The following is a 16,870-nucleotide window of genomic DNA, read 5'->3' as shown; positions in this document are numbered from 1 at the left end:
TAGAAGTAGACAAGAAAAAAATAAATATAGATATGGCAAAAGAAAAAATCATCCTCACGGGCGACCGCCCCACAGGACGCCTGCACATAGGACACTATGTGGGCTCATTGAGAAGAAGAGTAGAGTTGCAGAACTCAGGACTGTACGACAAAATATTTGTCTTTATTGCCGATGCGCAAGCGTTGACCGACAATATGGACAACCCGGAAAAGGTACGCCAGAACGTCATCGAGGTAGCCCTGGACTACCTGGCTTGCGGGCTGGACCCGACGAAGAGCACCATCTTCATCCAGTCTCAGATACCGGAACTCTGTGAGTTGACATTCTATTATATGGACCTGGTGACCGTGAGCCGCCTGCAACGCAACCCGACGGTAAAGACCGAAATACAGATGCGCAACTTTGAGACAAGCATCCCCGTAGGTTTCTTCACTTACCCCATCAGCCAGGCTGCGGACATCACCGCTTTCCGGGCAACGACGGTACCCGTAGGCGAAGACCAGGAGCCGATGCTGGAGCAGGCACGCGAAATCGTCCGCCGCTTCAACTATATATATGGTGAGACGCTGGTGGAGCCGGAAATTCTCCTGCCCGAAAATGCTGCTTGCCTGCGCCTGCCGGGAACGGACGGAAAGGCGAAGATGAGCAAGAGCCTCGGCAACTGCATCTATCTTTCCGACTCTGCCGACGAGGTACAGAAGAAGGTGAAGAGCATGTACACCGACCCCGACCACTTGCGCGTACAAGATCCGGGCAAGCTGGAAGGAAATACCGTATTTACATATCTGGATGCTTTCTGCTGCCAAGAACACTTTGAACGCTATCTGCCCGATTATCCGAACCTGGATGAACTGAAAGCGCACTATCAGCGTGGTGGCCTGGGCGATATGAAAGTGAAGAAATTCCTCAATGAGGTGATGCAAGAGACGTTGGAGCCGATCCGTAACCGCCGCAAGGAATTTGAGAAGGATATTCCGGGTATCTACGAAATGTTGAAGAAGGGCTGCGACACAGCCCGCGAGGCTGCCGCTGCAACGCTGGACGATGTACGCAAGGCAATGAAGATAAACTACTTTGATGATGCAGAGCTGATTGCGGAGCAGGTGAAGAAGTTTAGCGGAGAATAACCAATTTATTTTTTAAACGCGGATTAAGGTTTATCCAATACCAAAGGAGGATGTGTCGGCAACAACACATCCTCCTTTTTTCTATTACTTCCGCAGTTTAATTAGCTGACTTCACCAATACCACGCGGTTCAGAATCGGTTGTCCGAACTTATCGACACCACCTCCTGCATCAATCTTCAAGCGGTCGGCAGAAATGCCATACTGTTTTACCAATACATTGACAACGGCCTGTGCACGCTTCAAACTCAATTCCTGATTGAACGACGGAGTACCGGTTGCAGAGTCTGCATAACCGTTCACGGTATAAGTCGCATTCGGGAATTCCTTCATCTGGTCGGCCAAGTAAGACAAGTTCATCGCTTCACGCGGAGAAACCTCGGCAGAGCCAATCTTGAAGAATACGGTACGCGGTGCAATATCCGGATCGGGAACGATCACTTCCGTTTCAGAAACTTCGGCTACCGGCTGATTCTGTGCAGCAACCAATGCATTCTGCAACTGCTGATTGGCAGCACCCATTTCGGCCAACTGTGCCTGCATGGCAGCCAACTCTACCTGAGAAATCAACTGAGGCATCGGACGACGGAACCCACGGGCCGGGAAACGGTATGTCAAACCGACGGTTGCACTCAGCACGCCATCATAACCATGGTCGCCGCCAACTTCACCGTCAAACTTATCTTCAACACCCATTGCGCTCAGTTCGAGATTAATATCTATTGCATTCGAAATACGGAAACGGTTGATGATACCGGCATTCACAGCCAGTGCTTCGCGGTGAGGCTTCGTATAGTTGTGGGTGAAACCGGCACCTAAATAAGGAATAATTTCATACACGCGATGCTGATTGTATCCTCCGAAAAGAGCATTCAGATTGAACATCACGTCGCCGTGCAGGTTCATGTAGTCGAAACGTTGTTTATAGTAACCGTCCTTCATTTGTGTACCTCTTACGTAGTCTGCACCTGCATCGTACGTATAGCCTCTGGCTTGAAGGCCGCTATATTGAAGGCGTAATCCCAGTCCGGGAGTGAACCATTTACCAATTGAGAAGTTCAGTGTCGGGCTGATGCGCTTGCCAAAACTTCCTGCTTTATCATTATCTCCGAAAGTTGCTTCGGCACCGCCGCCGATAGAGAAAAACCAGTTACTCCAAAACGGATTAGTAATTACTTGATACTTATCCTGAACTTGGATAACACCAACTTCCTCTTCTACAACTTCTGTTCCCTGCTGCGCCATAGCAGCAGAAGACAAGCCGGCAACAGCCAGCAACATTAGAATCTTTTTCATATACTTTAATCGTTAAGTGGTTAAATTAAATTCGTTATCATTCAAACTGAGTAATTAACACCGATAAAAGTAAAATGTTCAAAAAAGGAGAAAAAGATAAGAAAGAGAAAGTTAAGAGCGTCCCCTCACCTTACGCCCTGAAGGGGCATAAGAAACTATACACAAGCTTTTGCCCTTTCAGGGCGCAAAGATAGAGATGCATTATTACCCAGGGTGTTGCCCTGGGCTGATAGATGAAAGCCTTTCAGGCTTTGGTGCGCTCAATTATTACTTGAATAGCTTCTCGATTTCCTCCTCCTTAATCGTCGCCAGCACGGTGCGTCCGTCCGGCGTATAGTTGGGAGAAGGACAAGCAAATAAGTTATCTACGAGGTTGGACATTTCTTCGTTACTCAGTACCTGGCCGTAGACAATAGCAGCGGCGCGGGCCAAGGTAGAGGCAAGGATGGTTTGCACTTCCTCTTTCACATCATTGCCTTTTTCCATGGCAGTATGCACCATATTGCGTATTAAATCCACCGGGTTCAGTCCCTCTATGCCCGAAGGAATTCCATTGACGGCATAGCTACCACCTCCCAGCGGACTGAGGTCGAAACCTACCGCCGATAAATCGTCCAGAATACTTTCGAGCACGGCAGCTTCCGAAGCCGGTAACTGAATGATTTCGGGGAACAGAACACCTTGTGACACGCCTTGTTTCTGGCTGATCTGACTCATATAGCGGTCGAACAAAACCCGTACGTGTGCCCGGTGCTGGTCTATCAGCATCAAACCGGATTTTACGGAAGTCAGGATAAAGCGTCCCTTGAACTGAAGATGTTGGGCACCTTTCTCAAAGGTTGCTTCGCTACTGTAAAGGTTCCTTTTTTCATCTGCCTCACTTGCCGGAGCAGCAACGGGTGGTACATCTTCAACAAAAGGTTCTTCCACCACAGGCTCATTCATCCGGCTGGCTTTCTCCAACCCGGAATAAAGTCCCTCCCACTCCACCTTCGGACGGGAATAGCTTCCACCGCCCCCGTAAGAAGAAGCAGAAGACGTCTTGAACGGATTGAAGTCCGTATCATAATGCACCTTCGGGGGCTCTATCGGACGGCTCTGCTCAAAGGCAGGGATATCCGGCATGTCTTCCGTGTCGAAATCTATCGTAGGAATAGCGCTGAACTTGCCCAAAGACTCTTTTACCGCAGCCGACAGTATCTGCCAGATGGCCTGTTCGTTCTCAAACTTTATTTCAGTTTTTGTAGGATGGATATTCACATCGATATTGGCCGGATCTACCTCAAAGTAAATGAAATAGGAGATTTGTTCACCAGCAGGAATCAATTGTTCGTAAGCATCCATCACCGCCTTGTGGAAGTAAGGATGGCGCATGTAGCGCCCGTTTACGAAAAAGTATTGGTGGGCACCCTTCTTGCGCGCCGTCTCCGGCTTGGCCACAAAACCGGAAATCTTAATCATAGTCGTGTTCACATCCACCGACAGCAACTGCTGGTTCAGCTTCTTGCCGAATACAGCCATGATGCGCTGGCGCAGAGGCATGACGGGCAGGTTGAACAGTTCCGTATCGTTGCTATACAGATAGAAAGCCACATCGGGATGTACCAATGCAATACGCTCGAACTCCGTAAGGATGTTGCTCAACTCCGTAGAGTTTGCCTTCAGGAACTTACGGCGGGCAGGGATATTAAAGAACAGATTCTTGATAGAGAAATTGCTCCCTTTAGGACAGGAGACAGCCTCCTGGCTCTCTACCTTGGAACCGGCAATCACCAGCCGCGTACCCAGCTCTTCATCGGCAGTACGGGTTTTCAACTCGACTTCCGCCACCGCGGCAATGGAAGCCAGGGCTTCGCCACGGAATCCCATGGTACGAAGGGCAAACAGATCGGCCGCCTCGCGTATCTTGGAGGTGGCATGACGTTCGAAGGAGAGGCGCGCATCCGTTTCGGACATGCCTTTTCCATCGTCTATCACCTGGATGCAGGTTTTGCCCGCATCGGTTACCAATACATGTATTTCTTGTGCTTCGGCATCAATTGCATTTTCCACCAATTCCTTGATAACAGATGCCGGACGCTGTATCACCTCTCCGGCAGCAATCTGATTAGCAACCGAATCGGGCAGCAAATGAATGATATCGCTCATAGTTTAAATAATTCCGTTAGTGATGGCATACCACAAATAGAGCAGCACGGCAATGACAGCCAGGATAATTCCTAAATGCACAGGCTTGCGTCCGCTCTCCTTGCGACGTCTCAGATGAGTAGTTCCCTCGATAAACTTTCCACGGATATCTTCGGGAGAAAATTCCTTCTCGGGCAGCATACCCAAGTCACGCTTGGCGTTTTCTTCCATCTTCGCCAACTTCTCTTTCCGCTCATCCACATAGATGTAGCGATGATTAAAGCCGCGGGGCTTCCGCATTGTAAACATTCCCATAGCGCTACTTTGTATTTCGTTTAATATGCATGTTTCTTGGCGAAGTTACGGGTTTCCGGTCACTTTTCTGCAATACTTCGCCTGCTTTTTTGCCTCGCCACTCAAAGATATCGTCCTTATCGCGCGGACGGATATAGTCGAACCAGACAAAAGAAGGCAGTTTACTTTTATCAGGCGGTATCTGGCTCAAAGGATAAGCCGTACCGGTGGTTTTGCCGATAAAGACTCCGCGCTCCATCTTTCTCTCCTTCAGATACATCTTCAGAAGTCCGCCTTCCGAGTAGTTCATCATAATCAACGAACTGTCCCTCTCTTCCACCGGATAATAGATTACCAGCACGTTGCCATTCACTTCTACCAGACGCATATCGCCATCTATGAAGTAAGCTTTCATCTCTTTGCCGGATACCTGGTTGTAATGGATGCTGTCTTTCTTCTCCACAGTCAAAGCCTGGTTGATGATATGTGCCCAGTCGATGGTACTGTCGTTCATATAGATTTTTATTTCCTCGCCCAGCAATTGCTGTTCTCCGTGCCACAAGATGGGGTCGGTATACATTGTCATGCAAGAGTCCTTGGAGTTATATACCAACGAATCGCATACGGCCTGCACATCCGTACGATAGGCACGCACCTTATGATAGGCACGCATTTCGCGATACATGGAGTCGGTATTCATATTGTAGGTAACCAGACGCAGGGTATCGCCGTGCATGAACAGGCTGTCGCCCTGCGAGTAGTCGATGGCTACGGCACGCTTGGTGGCTACAGCACTCCCACTGAGTTCATTGTAGAAGCAGTAATCACCGGTAAGCATATTCTTGTTGACAGTGTCGTTCATCTGCACATTGTCGAAGGCTTCGCCATACCCCAGCTTACGGTCATAGAAAAGACTATCGCCGGTCAGCTTCTTGCCGTCATTGGTCAGTACGGAACGGTCCAGCAGCTCGGCTTGTTCGGTAGTGGTGTTGTACTCACCGCGCTCGGAATAGATATGGTTCTCATCACTCACGATATTGGACGGACCCAGGATGGTGGCAATCTTGGTTTCTGTGCTGTACTTCAAGGTATCGGAAGTGAGCACGAACTTCGGATTTACCAGTTTCACATGATGGTTGAACACGGCCAGCTTGGTGGCAGGGCTGTATTCTCCCCATTCGGAGGTGAGCACATTTTCTTCGTCGGTCAGCGTACCGCCTTCAAAGTAGTAACCGATATCGTACAGGCGGTCATAGTTCAGGCTATCGGTCGTCAGCTCCGTATTACGGTTAATCATACGCACGTTCTCGCGCAACATGGCCAACTGCGACATGCCGTCGTAGTACAGATAGTCACCGTAGATAAACAGCGTGTCGCCCTGCTCCATACGCACATTGCCAAATGCTTCGACTGAATTGATCTTCTCGAAAATCAAAGCACTGTCACAGAACATATACATGCTGTCGTGCTTCATCCTCACGGAGCCGATGAGCACCTGCACATCGGGACGCAGCTGCTTGTCGGCCTGCGCCTCGTCGGCATACAGCAAGTCGACACGGGTCTTCTTCTTTCCCAGCGTATCTTTTTTCTGCTGCTGTACTGCTTCTGTCTTTTTGGGGGCATCAGCAGCTTTCTTCTTGTCCTGGGCACTGAGCAGACAGATGCCAAACAAGCATAGAATACCTGCCAAGAGGTATCTATGCTTGTTCAAGAAATGAGTTCTTGTATTCTTCTTTTGCATACAAAATCGATGTAAATCCTGCCGGATTAATCTTTAACCCAGCCCGGATACTTGAATGTACAGTTATTCTTCCAACCGTCCTTGATACGAACGTAGGTGTGTTTCTGCTTCTCACGGATCCACTTGTCCAACATTTCGTCACGACGTTTCTCCATCACAATCTCCTTCAGGTTCTGATAGTCATCGGCTATCGTTGCTTTATGGCCGTTTGTGCGGCTCTTCAACTTCACAATTACACACTCTTCCTTTCCGGTCTTCTGCGGAATCATGGTGAATGCCTCGGAAATCTCGCCCACCTTCATCTTATCTACCACTTTGGCAATCTCGGGCGGCAGTTCCTGCATCTCGAAACGGGAAGTATTCGTATTGGGATTGGGCAGCAAACCGTGGTTGTTGCGTGTATCCTTGTCCTGAGAAAGCACGGAAGCAGCTTCCTCGAAAGTGAACTTACCGCTACGGATATCGTCGGCAATGGAGTCCAGACGTGCACAACCCGCTGTCAGCGCTTCTTCGGGCACATGCGGCTTCAACAAGATATGACGTACCTTGATACGGTCGCCACGCTTCTCCATCAGCTGGATGATGTGGAAACCATATTCAGACTCAACAATCTTGGATACCTTGTTCGGGTCTTGCAGGTTGAAGGCAACATTGGCAAAAGCAGGGTCCAGATAACCACGTCCGGTAAACGGCATCTCTCCACCGTTGATGGCAGTACCGCGGTCATCGGAGTACATGCGGGCCAGCACGGAGAAGCTCTCCCCATTGTTGACGCGCTCCGTATATTCACGCAGACGACGCTTCACGTCTTCTATCTCGTCCAAAGGGATCTTGGGCTGCTGGGTAATAATCTGCACCTCCACCTGGGTAGGGATGTAAGGAATACTGTCTTGCGGCAGGTCCTTGAAATAGCGGCGCACCTCGGCAGGGGTAATTTTAATCTCTCCGACCAGTTTCTGCTGCATCTTCTGCACCTTCAAACCTTCGCGGGCATTGTCGCGCAACGTTTCGCGAATCTGACTGGAAGTCTTATTGAAGTATTCCTCCATCTTCTCGCGCGAACCGATGTTGGCGATGTACATGTTCGTCATATAGTCCACACGCTGGATAACTTCAGACTCGGATACCTCGATACTATCGAGCGCAGCCTGATGAAGGAACAACTTCTGCACGGCTATTTCCTCCGGTATCACGCAATAAGGATCACGGTCAAATTTACGATTTTCATATATGGCATTCATGCGTGCCTCCTCTACTTCGGACTTCAGTATAGCCTCGTCACCTACTACCCACACTACCTCGTCAATCACGTTGTCTTGTCCATAAACGGTAGAACCGGCTAATAGCGTCAAGGCAAATAAAATTACAAGCTTAAAGTTCATACACTTTTTCATTCTTGGTGTCTTATTCTAAATAATATTTAATCTTATCTCTTTTCACCGCCCGCTGGTATAAGTCGTCTTTTACCTGCTTCATAAATTCCACCTGCTTCACGTTCAGCAGCATGTCCTTTACCTGGGTGCGGGCAAACTCATAAGGTTCCTGCTCCCCCACCGGGCGATAATCGCTCACATTCAAAAAATAGTAGAAAGCCGTATCCTTTAGCTCCACATGGCGGTTCTTGTCCAGATATCCTTCTACATCGGGCACCTTCAGCGGCATTACATCCAGCATCTCCGATACCGGCACCCATTTGTCATAGAAGTACTCATACTTCACGGCATTCTGCAAACTGTACTTCTCCAGATGCTCTACGGCTTCACGGGTTTCCGACTTGTACCAACGCCGGACGTTGGCCAATTGCGGAGCCGTCAAAGGCACCTTGATAAACAAGCCTTTCATCAACGGACGTTCCACCTTAAAGAGCGCTTGGTTCTTTTCGTAGTACTCCGTCAATTCTTGTTCTGAAATCTCCTCTGATAGCCGTTGATGTATTAAAGCCTGTTGGTAAGTATGCATTATCAATGCCTTGCGATAATTCTCTACAAGTTTATCTATTTCCTCGTTGTTGGGGATATTGCTCTGTGCCTTGTCGTACAGCAAAATATCTTCCACCCAATTACGGATATAATGTTCTGCAAACAACAAACTGTCGTCCTTGGACAAACCGGCAGGAAGTACCGATTGCAAATCTTCCCGGTAAAGGAAATTGCCGTCCAACTCCACTAACGGTGTCCGCCCTTTGTGGTCGTACTGCTCGCTGCACGCCGCACAGAGAAGGAAAATCAAAAGCCCCAAGCAGGTTGTTCGCATCACCAACTGATATTTACTTTGTTTTGAGGTACGAAGATAGTGTTTTAATCGGTTGCATCATTGATTATTAACGGTTTTTAAAACCTCTTGGTCAATTTCAACCTTACCGGCAGCACGCAATTTTGCCATCCAAGACTTTTCCAAATGGTTCTGATAGTCGGCTGCAAGCTGCCTGCGCACCTCCTGATATTCATTCGGCCCTTTCTGCTTTTCGCCTAAAACAGCGGTAAAAGGGAATGACAAAACCGGAGCTGCGTCCTTGCCTTTAAAGACCAGATCGTCTACATAAGCATTATCGCCGGGAGCAAACAATCCTTGTTCGGCTTGTACCTTTGGTTCGGAGCCAGCATTGAAAGTCAGACGGATGGCATCCATCCACTCGTCTTCCGGAAGTTGCTTCAGGAACTTACGTACCTGCTTTGCCACACGTTTGGTAACACAATGCAGTACAATGCCTCTATAGCGTGGCTTTTCCCAATGATAATCCGAGCGATGTGCTTCAAAATAGGCTTTCAGCCCGGCCTCATCCGACGCACTGCGTTCGCCCATCTCACGTTTCGTGATTTCAGCAAGCAGCAGAGCGTCGCGGTGCTCCTGCACCAGTTGGCGGAACTCAGGATATTTCTGTTCCAGACGGGTATTCTCATAATCAAGGACCGACTTCGTGATGAAACCGTCCAACTGCCGGCGTACCCCTTCGGGGTGGGCAGCAGCAAAACGTGCAAAGTCTTTTCCGGTATATGCTTTATCGCCCAGTGTAAACAATGTTCGGGTAGTGCTCCCTTTAGACACCAGTTCATCGATGCCTGCTTTATCCGGCGTATAGTGATACTCCTCTTTCAGCTTTCCGACCAGCGCCTGTGTACCTTTATCCATTTCATAACGGTGCGTCTGGCGACGGATGATGTCGCTCTTCACTTCCTCAAAAGGCGGCAATTCTTTCTGCTCAAGGACTTTGACGATATGGATGCCCTGGGGAGTAAAGAACGGACGTGAAATCTCTCCGGCCTTCAAGCCGAAAGCTACGTCTTCGAACTCCACAGGTGTCTGCAACCGACTCACCCAGAAGGGCTCTTTCTCATCGGAGAATAACTTGACGCATGCGTCGAAACGCGTTCCGGTGCCGTCTTGCCGGAGTGCCGCATAAATAGAATCCATCCTGGATTCGGCTTCACGCAACGCATGGCTGGTAACATTCTGAGGGAGGTATTTAAAGATATGCTGTACACGTACTTGCCCCGTACGCTGGCCGGATTTCATTTTATCGTAGGATTGCCGGGCAGCACGCTCCGCAGCTTCTTCATCCGTCAGATAAGACTTCAGCAACTGACGGCGGTAATCATCCAACTCTTCCCGGAAAGCACGGGTGGTATCGATTCCGGCAGCTTCAGCAGCCGCAACTTTCAGTTTGGAGTTCACAAACAAATCGACATAATTGTTCAATGCCTTACGATCCGCATTGGCAGAGGGATTGTCATTATGATATGCACGCTCAAACTCCGAGCGAAGAATTTCTTTTCCATTGATGCGCATCAGCACCGGGTCGTGTTGCGCCGAAGCCGCCAATCCGAACCAAAGAAGGGTAAAGGTGAAAAACAGTCTAACCATAAACATCATACATCCTATTTATTTGTATGCCCGTGCAAATATAAACAAAATGCCCGGAAAGAGGCTATCTCTTCTCGGGCATTCACTTTTATTTTGTTACTATTTTACTCAGGACGGCTGTAATTAGGTGCCTCGCTGGTAATGGCTACATCGTGCGGATGACTTTCCAGTACACCGGCATTTGTGATGCGGGTAAACTTGGCATCGTGCAGCTTCTCAATGTTAGCAGCACCGCAATATCCCATGCCGGCACGCAAGCCACCGGTCAACTGATAAATCACCTCATACAAAGTTCCTTTATAAGGCACGCGGGCAGCAATGCCTTCGGGTACCAGTTTCTTCACATCGCTCGTGCTGCTCTGGAAGTAGCGGTCTTTGGAACCATGTTCCATCGCTTCCAAAGAGCCCATGCCGCGATATGACTTGAACTTACGGCCATTGAAGATAATCGTTTCACCCGGAGATTCTTCCGTTCCGGCAACCAGCGAACCGATCATTACACTGTAACCACCGGCAGCCAAAGCCTTCACAACATCGCCCGAATAGCGCAGACCACCATCGGCAATCAAAGGAACTCCAGTACCTTTCAATGCTTTTGCCACATCGTATACGGCAGAAAGCTGGGGAACACCTACACCGGCAACCACACGGGTTGTACAGATAGAACCCGGGCCGATACCTACCTTCACACCATCAGCACCGGCTTCGACCAATGCTTTTGCAGCTTCTCCGGTAGCAATATTACCTACCACAATATCAATATTCGGGAAACGCTTCTTAGCTTCCTTCAGTTTCTCAATCACATAGACAGAGTGTCCGTGAGCCGTATCAATTACGATAGCATCTGCTCCGGCATCTACCAATGCCTGCATACGAATCAGCGTATCATCCGTTACACCCACTCCGGCAGCAACACGAAGGCGCCCTTTGCTGTCTTTACAAGCCATCGGTTTGTCCTTAGCTTTGGTAATGTCTTTATAGGTAATCAAGCCTACCAGTTTGTTTTCCTTATCCACTACCGGGAGTTTCTCAATCTTGTGCTCCTGCAGGATTTGTGCGGCAGCCTCCAAGTCCGTAGTCTGATTTGTAGTAACGATGTTTTCTTTCGTCATCACTTCATCGATACGTTTGCTGTGTTCTTTTTCGAAACGGAGGTCACGATTGGTGACAATCCCCACCAAGTATCTTTCATCATCTACCACCGGAATGCCACCGATTTTATATTCAGCCATCAAGGCCAGGGCATCTGCCACGGTAGAACCTCTCTTAATAGTCACCGGGTCGTAAATCATACCGTTCTCCGCACGCTTCACAATGGCCACCTGACGTGCCTGTTCTTCAATAGACATATTCTTATGGATCACACCGATACCACCTTCACGGGCAATGGCAATAGCCATTTTCGCTTCGGTAACCGTATCCATCGCAGCAGTTACAAACGGGATTTTCAACTCAATGTTTCGTGAAAACTTTGTCGAGAGTTCGACAGTTTTAGGCAGTACTTCAGAATAAGCGGGAATCAACAATACGTCGTCGTACGTTAACCCATCCATTACAATCTTATCAGCAATAAATGACATAGGGCTATGCGTTTAAAATTTATTGCGTGCAAATATACGCTTTTTATTCAAGACAGGAAAAGCTATGAATACTTTTTTGTATATAAAATAGTAACTACTCCATTTTGCAGTACCACTGTTACACTTCGCAGCGTCACTGCAACATATTTGCAGCATCACTGCAATACCCGTGCAGCGTTACTGCAACACATTTGCAGCATCGCTGCAACACCTTTGCAGAACCTTGCAATAATACATGCTTTGTTTCGCTGATGGGTATCCTTCATATTGAAGTCAGGCTCAATCAATCCTCCTTAATAGGTATTATTCAAGTACTCTTGCGTCTGCTCGGGATGTCGGCTCATACGCAAGCGCCACACCAGCTCCTGCATATTCACTACCCGGAAGCGTTCATCGAGCTGCTCGGCGCACATTTTGGCGGCGCCGGCTCCCCGGATGCCTCCGAAATGACTCCAAGCATGTACACACACTGCCGAGAAGCTTTCTTCCTGCGCCCCGGCTTTCAGCTTGGAGGCAATGGCCGACGGGGAGCCTTCGTACTCGTGCACCCGGTCCCAGATGGAGTACTTGGTAGTGATGACGGGAATATCATAACCCGCTTTGTTCGTCACCCAGAACACCTCGCCTTCGCCCCCGGCGTAGGGGGAATACTGCAAAGCAATGATGCCTTCCAACTGGTCGTTGGCATCGGCATAAGCCTGAAAAGCCTCTTTGGCTGCATCCGACTTTACGTCCATAGCCATTACACCCAGCAACCTGACACGATGCCGGCGCATGTGGGCTGCCAGACGTTCGGCCACGACTTGCAGATTCTCCGCGCGATGCCCGTTACGGCTGTATGTATCTACATAATAGTAACCGCCGCCCAACGTCTCCATCACAGAGCAATTGCGGGGTTGCCGATTCATCAGGGACTTCAGCCAGACAGGCGCCATCATGGCAAGCGTAGACACCGGAAGCCCGTAGGTCATGCTGACTTCGTCAGCCTCGGGCACATTATAGTAATCGGGAGCAAAGTTCTGCATCATCCACTGTATGTTGTCGCCATCGGAAAGAAAGAAGGAAACATAGTTCTTCTTCTCGCCGAAATTCAGAGAGCGGGGATCGATGACTTTTGCCAAGGCCGATTCTTGCCGCTCCGTATAGAGCAAAGAAGTAAGGGAATGGTTGTAACTCCAATCGCAAGGCACCATGGGGTGGCCGCTCTCGGACACAGGGCCTACGAACTCATCTTCGCCTACATTCTGTTCCCAACCGAATACGGGTGCATTCGGCTTCAGCCATGCCAGTATCTCCTTCAGCAGTTGCGTGTTCTTCTCCTGAGGAGGAGACTGGGAGCTTCTGTTCAGATTGAGGACAAACAGGCGGTTCTTAATGGCAAACTCGCGTAACTCGCCCGTCAGGGCGGGCATGATGACCAGGGCTTCGTTGCTGCACTGATCCTTAAACTCTGCCCAGGCATCGGCCGTAGTCTTTGCCGTAGCGTCGTACTTCATCCTGTAGCCCGCTGCTTCATAATAATCCTTATCGCGCACGTCTACAATGATGGCATTACAGACGTGTGAAGCCACAGCGGCCACAACGGCACTCTCCGGATTGTTCCTCACATCCGTCAGCACATAGCCGTCGAACAAGTTCTTCAGTTGGACGGCCATACCATCGGATGGCGCATAGGTGTTGCAAGCCAGTTCAAGCCCGTTCTGCATACCTTGCTTATGGACTCCCATGTCTTCCAAAGCCTGTTCGGAAAGTTCATAGGAATCTCTCCTGTCGCGATCGTACAGCCAAACGGCTATTTTGCTTTTACCCTCATCTACAGCACGATTGGCCAAACCGGCCAAAGACTGGCACAGCAGGTGGTATTGCAATCCGCGCATTTTGTCTGTCTCGTCCACACTGTTACGGCTACTCACAGAAATCACCCCCGTGCAAGCCCAATACCGCGCCGGCTTAACCTTCATTTCGGGCACGTAGTACTCCTCTTTATCTGCAGCCGCCATCTTCAAGCCACTGAGAAGCAACAAGAAACATATAAAAAATCTCATAGTCTGAATTGATAAAAAAGGTCTCTTCCCTCTGCAAGGGAGAGAAGAGACACTATAAAAAAACTCCTATTGAAAATATAAACCGGTCTATGAACTACAACTGTACTTCAAATACCGAAGAATAATTATACTTGGCTTGTACCCCTTCGCCCAAGTCCTTCGGCAAAGCACCGATACGGAAGAAGTACTTCTGTCCGGCCTTCAGCTTCTTGCCTTCGTCGGAATTCAGGTCTAAAGTCAAGGTAAATACTTTACCGGCGTTTTGGCTATTGCTCTCAAAGTTGATATCATCTCCTTCGATATTAGTCTCTATACGCGCCAGGTTGAAAGAATTGGATGGGTTCTTGTCCGACTGGGCAAACAAAGCAATCTTCTCGGCCTTGCCCACCTTGTGTCCATACTGCAACTTGAAGGTAGCCACGATGGCATTATTCTCTTTCTTCACAGCTGCCTCTCTGATACGGATGTTCGGAATCACCCTGAAATCGAGCTGATTTTCTCCCTTGTGGAACCGGTAACCTTTAATCGTATCCAGCTTCACGAAGTTTCCGTTGTTCATAATGACATCATACGTACCGGAGAAAACAAGATTGTTCCTGTACTCTCCGCTCACCATGAGCTTCCATTGCTGCACCTTGCGAATGGCATAACCATACTCTATGACCTGCACGGTGGCTGCATCGCCGCTCGTACCGATTTCCTGCTGAATCAGTTCGTCTGTTTCCGCATCAATCACCGCACCGTATACTTGTGCATCCGGGCCATCAAAATTATCAAGTTCGCAGCTTCCCATGATGAGTGCTGCGCCGATCCCGGCTATCATGTATTTTATCTTTCTCATATTCTGTAGTAATTAAAAAGATTAAGGATTCTGAATCATTTGGTTAATTGCATTACGCGGCACATCTTCGTAGTATTCGGAGATGGAATAATTATTAGGACCGTTCAGGCTTGCACCCATTGTGGTTTTACGCACAAAGATCATCGAAGGATTGTCATCGCGCAAATCCAGCATCGGAACCAGAATGTCATGAGAGAAGTTGTTCATGATTGTGTGCAGTACTCTCCAACGACGCAAGTCCCAGATACGGATGTTCTCGAAAGCAAGTTCCACAAAGCGTTCGTTTCTGACGTTCTCTCTTGTCAAGTCGATTTCATTTGTATGAGCAGCCCTTCTGCGGACATCATTCAGTGCCTTAACGGCAGCCGCCCTATCACCCAGTCCACTCTCGAACACAGCTTCCGCGTAGTTCAACAGAACTTCTGCATAGCGGAATACGATGTAATCCAGCGTAGTCTTATGGTATTGCGCCGGCATGCTTTCGCTAATCATCTTCCTCATCAGGAAGCCCGACATGGAATGAGTACCGTCGCCCGGCCAGAAACCGGAAACCTGATGCTTCTCACCGCCCAGGGAATAGTAAGTCTTACCGTCTTTCCCGGTCACTGTAGCCGGTACACGATACATTTCGGTGCCGTCCGGCTCAATCACACCACCTTGCATCACAATCTTAGTACCTTTCCATTCCGTACCGGGCAGGATGATGGAAGCCCACAGACGGGCATCTTTCGCCTTCTTCTCGTCGCCATAGGCCACGCCGTTGAACAAGTCGTAAGGAGTATCTTTGTTCACCTTGATGTAGTCATTATAGCCATTATCAAAACCTGCATTGGAGAAGTTGTCGTTGACACGCGTCTTCACTTTGGCATCCGAGCGGACACCCGGAGCGTCGGTATAGTCCTCATAAGCATCTACCAGGTTAAGGGCGGGAGACATTTTGCCTTGTCCCTGTGTCTGATAAGGTTCGATAAAGTAGTTCAGACTGCTGGCAAACTCGGAACCCTCTTTCACGATACCTTTAATGAAGATAGCTTCGCCATCGGTCTGATTCGGGTTAATAAAGATACTGCGATAGTTCTCTTCCGCTTCCTTCGGATTGGCAGGATTGGGTTTATAGAGTTTGTGGTTCGATTCGGTCATGATGGCCCAGGAAGCATCGATGCAATGCTGGTAGAAATAAGCAGCGTCAGTGGGCTTCATTCCGGCAAGCCCCTTCGTTACAGCCTCTCCTTCCATCGGTGCCAGTTCGCCGAACTTTGCAATAGAAGCGGCATATAGAGCTGCACGTGACTTCAAAGCCAACGCAGCCCATTTGGTTGCCCGTCTGTCCGAACGCTCCGACGGAAGTTGCGCGGCGGCAAGGTCGCATTGCTGCATCACATAGTCCCACGTATCGAACTCTGTACTGCGCGGAACGACCAGAGCACCAGGATTGGCCGGGTCATACTCCTGCAGTTCCTTGATAAGAGGAACTCCACCGAACTTTTCGGCCAGGTAGAAATAGACATAAGCAGTCATAAATGCAGCCTCTCCCTCCAACTCTTTCTTTTCACTATCGCGGATGTCCAGTGTAGGGATGATGCTTTTCAGCAAATTGATGTTGCGAAGCGTTTCATATCCATGATTAAAGTAATCTGCACGGATAACGTAGCCCGGAGATTGTTCGCCCCACTGGCTCTGAACAGCTTCTTCACAGATATTGGCATACCACAGCAGACCGATGTTTCCGGTAGGGTTATTGAAACCGCCTTCGCCACTGGTACCCGGCATGAACATATAGTCCTCGATGGGCAAATCGCGATAAATAGTCGCCATAAAAGCTTTGGCGCCGTTAGGGTTGTTGAACAGCTCATTAGGAGTCAACTTATTATTAGGTTCAATGTCCAGCAAGCCCGTACATGACGTAAATACAGCCGAAAGAGCTATTATCAAGTAATATTTTATATTTTTCATATCCAAT

12 protein-coding genes are annotated in these 16,870 nt (G+C 49.0%); 1 reads left to right on the top strand and 11 read right to left on the bottom strand.

From position 1 onward, the window contains the following. Positions 1-32: 32 nt before the first annotated feature. A complete protein-coding gene (gene trpS / locus AAE250_RS19295; RefSeq protein ID WP_294599294.1) occupies positions 33-1,127 on the top strand; it encodes a tryptophan--tRNA ligase in 1,095 nt (364 codons plus the stop codon). 97 nt (positions 1,128-1,224) lie between these two features. Here trpS and AAE250_RS19290 read toward each other — a convergent pair whose 3' ends face one another. The 11 genes from AAE250_RS19290 to AAE250_RS19240 all read right to left on the bottom strand — a co-directional run bounded on the left by AAE250_RS19290 (position 1,225) and on the right by AAE250_RS19240 (position 16,863). Next, on the bottom strand, positions 1,225-2,421 hold the full coding sequence (locus tag AAE250_RS19290; RefSeq protein WP_294599296.1) for an OmpA family protein: 1,197 nt from the start codon (positions 2,419-2,421) through the stop codon (positions 1,225-1,227). 267 nt (positions 2,422-2,688) lie between these two features. Further along, entirely contained in the window at positions 2,689-4,569 is a 1,881-nt protein-coding gene (gene mutL / locus AAE250_RS19285) for a DNA mismatch repair endonuclease MutL (RefSeq protein WP_294599299.1), read from the bottom strand. 3 nt (positions 4,570-4,572) lie between these two features. Next, on the bottom strand, positions 4,573-4,863 hold the full coding sequence (locus AAE250_RS19280; RefSeq protein WP_294599301.1) for a hypothetical protein: 291 nt from the start codon (positions 4,861-4,863) through the stop codon (positions 4,573-4,575). Positions 4,864-4,867: 4 nt separating this feature from the next. Next, the gene (locus AAE250_RS19275; protein WP_294599302.1) at positions 4,868-6,583 is read right to left on the bottom strand and encodes an OstA-like protein; all 1,716 of its coding nucleotides are present in this window, start codon (positions 6,581-6,583) and stop codon (positions 4,868-4,870) included. Between the two features lie 26 nt (positions 6,584-6,609). Further along, positions 6,610-7,977: a peptidylprolyl isomerase gene (locus AAE250_RS19270; RefSeq protein WP_294599305.1), complete on the bottom strand. Its 1,368-nt coding sequence runs from the start codon at positions 7,975-7,977 to the stop codon at positions 6,610-6,612. Positions 7,978-7,987: 10 nt separating this feature from the next. After that, positions 7,988-8,836: a peptidylprolyl isomerase gene (locus AAE250_RS19265; protein WP_294599306.1), complete on the bottom strand. Its 849-nt coding sequence runs from the start codon at positions 8,834-8,836 to the stop codon at positions 7,988-7,990. 57 nt (positions 8,837-8,893) lie between these two features. Next, positions 8,894-10,453: a peptidylprolyl isomerase gene (locus AAE250_RS19260; RefSeq protein ID WP_294599309.1), complete on the bottom strand. Its 1,560-nt coding sequence runs from the start codon at positions 10,451-10,453 to the stop codon at positions 8,894-8,896. 95 nt (positions 10,454-10,548) lie between these two features. Next, positions 10,549-12,024, bottom strand: coding sequence for an IMP dehydrogenase (gene guaB / locus AAE250_RS19255; protein ID WP_342289300.1), 1,476 nt, complete (start codon positions 12,022-12,024; stop codon positions 10,549-10,551). A 293-nt stretch (positions 12,025-12,317) separates the two neighbouring features. Beyond that, positions 12,318-14,069, bottom strand: coding sequence for a GxGYxYP domain-containing protein (locus AAE250_RS19250; protein ID WP_294599313.1), 1,752 nt, complete (start codon positions 14,067-14,069; stop codon positions 12,318-12,320). 94 nt (positions 14,070-14,163) lie between these two features. Then, complete coding sequence (locus AAE250_RS19245; RefSeq protein WP_294599315.1) at positions 14,164-14,910, bottom strand: DUF3823 domain-containing protein; 747 nt, start codon at positions 14,908-14,910, stop codon at positions 14,164-14,166. Between the two features lie 21 nt (positions 14,911-14,931). Beyond that, positions 14,932-16,863, bottom strand: coding sequence for a RagB/SusD family nutrient uptake outer membrane protein (locus tag AAE250_RS19240; RefSeq protein WP_294599318.1), 1,932 nt, complete (start codon positions 16,861-16,863; stop codon positions 14,932-14,934). Positions 16,864-16,870 lie beyond the last annotated feature (7 nt).

Source organism: Bacteroides sp. GD17 (assembly GCF_038448625.1).
Lineage (GTDB): Bacteria > Bacteroidota > Bacteroidia > Bacteroidales > Bacteroidaceae > Bacteroides.
This window is presented reverse-complemented; position numbering and strand designations above follow the sequence as displayed.